Source organism: Prevotella sp. DNF00663 (genome assembly GCF_001553265.1).
GTDB lineage: Bacteria > Bacteroidota > Bacteroidia > Bacteroidales > Bacteroidaceae > Prevotella.
This window is the reverse complement of record NZ_KQ960648.1, coordinates 6,533-11,081: the sequence shown is the minus strand read 5'-3', so window position 1 is coordinate 11,081 and position 4,549 is coordinate 6,533. Positions and strand designations below refer to the sequence as shown.

Genomic DNA, 4,549 nt, shown 5'->3' with positions numbered 1-4,549 from the left:
GATTGTTAAAAGATTTTCGTGGACAGTAGTGAATGTCACTGTAGAAATCATTGCAAACGACGACTCGTATGTATGGGGTATCATGTACAGACTGGACAAAGACTATCTCCATACCGGCTACTTCTGTGTACCCATTAATAACTCTACCGGAGATAATTGGGGTGACACCGGTGGTGAAGAAGACACCGGAGACGATAACGGTGAAGGTAGCGAAGAGGAAGAAGATGAAGGATAACGCTTCTTTTTGATGTACACGGAAGAGTTGGATCAAACAATTGATTCAACTCTTTTTTTGTGTATACTCACCACTTATCACGCCTAATTTAATAACTTCTGAACTCAAACACTTACAGACTTACCCCCCCAACTAGTTAAATTACTAGCTTAAAACGATTCCCTCCCCCTTTGGGGAGAGTTAGGGTGGGGCTCCTGCATAGGCTCCTCAGCATCGCTGCCCCGCCCTTTCAGCATTGCTGTTCAGCCTTTGCAGGAAGACTGCCAAGCCCCTGCAGCATAGTAATAGACAAGCTAATGAGCAGACAAGTAGACGAGTTGGAAGTGATAAGTGGCGGTTTTCGCATCTTTATCCTATTCATACGTCCCCGTGACACAGCTTCTGTTTACAACTATTAACTGTTCGCTCTTTTGTGATTACGCGGAAAACGTCTATCTTTGTAATCCATACTACTGCCACATCTAAGAACCGGAGGAAAACACTATGAAGAGAATTACAGTAGAAAATTTCGATGAACTCTATGTCGACAAGGTAGAATTGTCGATGATAGATAAGTTTGTATGCGACGAAATGAGTCGTCAAGTGCATCGGTATATCAAAGGAATGTCGGGTTCCAAAGCCATTATGCTGAAATTTGAGGAACAGTTGGCCAAACTCTCTGTACCCGAGAAAGAAGAGGCCATCGCCCGTTATATCGACTTAAACCGCAAGGTCTTGGACGGATTGGATTGGAAGATAGTGCTCGCCCGCGCTGCTGCCAACTATTGCGATACCTTCTCTTACCTGATACAACTCATCAACGACAAACGTAAGGTAGTGGCTTACATGCAGCGTATCAAGGGCAAATACATGCGTTTCCATACGGTGTACGAGGAGAACGACAAGTTCGGTATCAAGGATTATAAGGGTCGTGTGCTCGTACATGCCCTCTACGACTTCCTCCGCACGCCTTATGTGTATGTCGACGACCTATATATGATGCCTGTCATGGCACAGAAAAATGGCAAGATGGGGCTTATTCTGCCCGATGGGAAAGACACCATCATAGCCGATTTCATCTACGACGACATTTATTTGCGCACCGAACCACCTTACTTTGAAGCCCAAAAAGATGGCAAGAAAATCCTCATCGACCGCTACGGTAGCATCAGATGAAAACGTCGGCATGGCACTATAAATACGATTTATAATCAAATAAAAATAGCAAAATATTTGGCGGTTCAAAGCAAAAGCTGTACCTTTGCACCGCTTTTATAAGCAATCGAATTATCTACTCGATTCTAGGAGAGATGGTAGAGTGGTCGATTACAACGGTCTTGAAAACCGTCGCACTGAGAGGTGCCGGGGGTTCGAATCCCTCTCTCTCCGCTTTAGGTACTCTGAAATGAACATCAGAGGGAAACCTAAGAAAATCGTAAGTATCATAGCTACAAGTAGTTATGATACTTTTCTTTTATACCCATCCCAAATTTCAGAGTATGCACGGAGGGGGCAGAAACTCCCAAAATACTCTAAAAAGGCTACAATCAGGCTACACATTTTCAAGGCAAAATAAAAATGTAGCCAAGAGTACATACAGAGTACATAAGGAGTATGCGTAAATTACTGCTATTCAAACAAATATGTTGAACTTTGCAGCGTGATTACAGAGGTGTTTTTGTTACCATACACCACTTCGGGCAACAATGTGTCCGACAAGCTACGGCTACAGATGGCAGGTGTTAGGACAAGACCTCTATTCAGGCTACAACTAAAAGCAGTAAAATGTATGAAAGCTATTTTCAGAGCAGTCTTCTATCTCAGAAGCAATTATGTGAACAAGGAGGGCAAGACCCCTGTCATGCTGAGAATCTATCTCAACAACGAACGCCTTTCCATCGGCTCGACGGGCATTGCTGTCCAACAGTCTCAATGGGACAGGGAGAAGGAACGATTGAAGGGAAGGACAACTGAAGCACTTTCCACCAACCTCGAACTTGACAACATTCAGAGCGGACTCCAGACCATCTTCAAGAAAGTCGAGATGACGGACGAGGTGTCCTTGGAGCGTATCAAGTCGGAGTATCTTGGTAAGAAGGAGGATGTGGACACCCTAATGAGCCTCTTCAACAAGCACAATAGTGACGTTGCACGGCAGGTAGGCGTGTCGGTCGAAGCTGCAACCTTACAGAAATACAACGTCTGCAAGAAACACTTCTCAAATTTCCTTCGTGATAAATACGGTCGGTCTGACATCCGCCTGTCCGAACTCGGCTATATCGTGATACACGACTTCGACATTTATCTTCGAACGGTTGTCGGGCAGAATCCCAACACCGCCACGAGGATGATGAAAACCTTCAAGACGATTACCATTCTGGGCAGGAAACTTGGTGTCCTGCACCATGATCCGTTCCTCAACATCCGTTTTCACATGGAACCGGTCAATCGTGGATTCCTCACAGACGAGGAAATCCTTAAAATTGCCAACAAGGATTTTGGCATCAGTCGTTTGGAACTTGTAAGGGACGTGTTCGTGTTCTCGTGCTTCACGGGACTTGCGTACATAGACGTGTACAACCTCGCTCCTGAAAACATCGTCACGCTCAACGGCAAGCAGTGGATAATGACCAAGCGGCAAAAGACGAGCGTGGAAACCAACGTTCTTTTACTCGATATACCCAAGAGCATCATTGCAAAATATAGTGGCAAGACCTATCGTGATGGCAAACTTTTCCCCATGCTGACGAATCAAAAACTGAACAGTTATCTGAAAGAAATTGCCGATATTTGCGGTATCAAGAAGAACCTGACATTCCACCTCGCCCGGCACACATTTGCCACGATGTCCCTATCCAAGGGAGTTCCCATCGAATCCGTAAGTAAGATGTTAGGGCATACCAACATCAAGACAACGCAAATCTATGCCCGTATTACCAATAAAAAGATAGAACACGATATGGATGAACTGGCTGACAAGTTGGGTACTTTCAATACGGCATTAGGCATTTCCCCAAAATAATGTATATAACCCTAAAATTTTGAATTTATGACAACGACAAAGAAAGAACTTTCCTACTTCCGTCTGAAGTTGGAAGCGTATCTCGGAGAGCATTTTCCAGAGAGAGTGAATGACAATGCGTTTATAACCGCTCGCACAGACGAGGCATTGACGGCTTACTGCGATGCCGTGGCGCAAGGTTTCTCCTACCCAGAAGCAGAGACGATGGCAAGCGAGGTACTGTACCACGATCTGCATTTCTCAAAGTATGATACCCTTGTTTCCGTACTGGAGCAGGAGTTTGAGAAGGAACTGCCAAGTCCGCTTCCCGAAAGATTAGCACTAATTTTGCTGAACAACAAGGCAATTCAAGCGGTATTTGCCAAGTACGAACTCACGGACGACTTTGCGGCAGGTACAGAATACGACAAACTGTACACCGAGCTGACAGGTACCATCGTGCTGCTCATTGAGGTCAATGGTCTGCCAACGATAGGCGGTGAGAACATGGCTTGATACTTCATCATCGGGGGCTTTTGTATTGTCAAGAGCCAAGATAAACGCTCCACTCCACACGTCAAGAGTTTTGCAAACACTTGTCTTTGGGTCGTTAGAGCATCTTGTTATCGCTCTTGAACTATTAAAAGCCCCGATTATGAAAACAATCATCATGAATCAAGACATTCACACACCTGCCTTCATCAAGGCAGACGCATCGAACAAAACCTATAAGAACAGGCAGCCGCCGACTTCTCCCAAGCAAGTCCGCCGCTTCGGTTGGACACGCTTCATCGAACTCGCCGTTCTGCTTTCCATCGTTATCGGTGCGGTTTACCTTATCTCGAAGATAGTTACTCCGCAAGTCGTAACCGCCGTTTCGGTTATTCTCGGTTTCCTGATACTACGCTTCATTGTCAGAGTTATTCTACAAGTAACCTTTACAATCCTGCGTTGGCTGTTCTGGCTTGCCGTCATCTTGGCAATCCTGCTCTGTGTGCTCTGAACGCACAAGGAAAGATATTCTTCGATTCATTCTTCTTTATGGGTGGTTATCTCGGTTGAGGTAGCCACCTTTTTCATTTTCCATACCGGCGTTGCACTTTCGCTTCTTAAGTCCATCTATTCCACTTTGATGTGCCATAAGTCGGTGCTGATTTCTTTTTATTCGCAAAGGTAGTAAGGGGCTACGGCTTGCACAAGGTCTATGCCTTTGGTTTGTACGGAAAATCTCCACACCTACATTTCATTCCGGGTAGTATTTTCCTGCAAAACCTTGTGCCGGCTGCGCCCCCTACCTTGTTCTTGCTACAAAAAGGAATCAGCATACTCCGATC

The 4,549-nt window shown here is 45.3% G+C and carries 4 protein-coding genes, 1 tRNA gene and 1 pseudogene; all 6 read left to right on the top strand.

The window, feature by feature from the left end; all coding sequences use genetic code 11:
- A pseudogene (locus tag HMPREF3034_RS12870) lies at positions 1 to 235 on the top strand (hypothetical protein); the annotation flags it as partial.
- 483 nt (positions 236 to 718) lie between these two features.
- On the top strand, positions 719 to 1,390 hold the full coding sequence (locus tag HMPREF3034_RS09240; RefSeq protein WP_036900572.1) for a hypothetical protein: 672 nt from the start codon (positions 719 to 721) through the stop codon (positions 1,388 to 1,390).
- 128 nt (positions 1,391 to 1,518) lie between these two features.
- Positions 1,519 to 1,603, top strand: a tRNA-Ser gene (locus tag HMPREF3034_RS09235).
- Between the two features lie 400 nt (positions 1,604 to 2,003).
- Complete coding sequence (locus HMPREF3034_RS09230; protein ID WP_197421757.1) at positions 2,004 to 3,236, top strand: site-specific integrase; 1,233 nt, start codon at positions 2,004 to 2,006, stop codon at positions 3,234 to 3,236.
- 27 nt (positions 3,237 to 3,263) lie between these two features.
- A complete protein-coding gene (locus HMPREF3034_RS09225; RefSeq protein ID WP_062435060.1) occupies positions 3,264 to 3,731 on the top strand; it encodes a DUF1896 domain-containing protein in 468 nt (155 codons plus the stop codon).
- 139 nt (positions 3,732 to 3,870) lie between these two features.
- Complete coding sequence (locus tag HMPREF3034_RS09220; RefSeq protein WP_062435066.1) at positions 3,871 to 4,218, top strand: hypothetical protein; 348 nt, start codon at positions 3,871 to 3,873, stop codon at positions 4,216 to 4,218.
- Positions 4,219 to 4,549 lie beyond the last annotated feature (331 nt).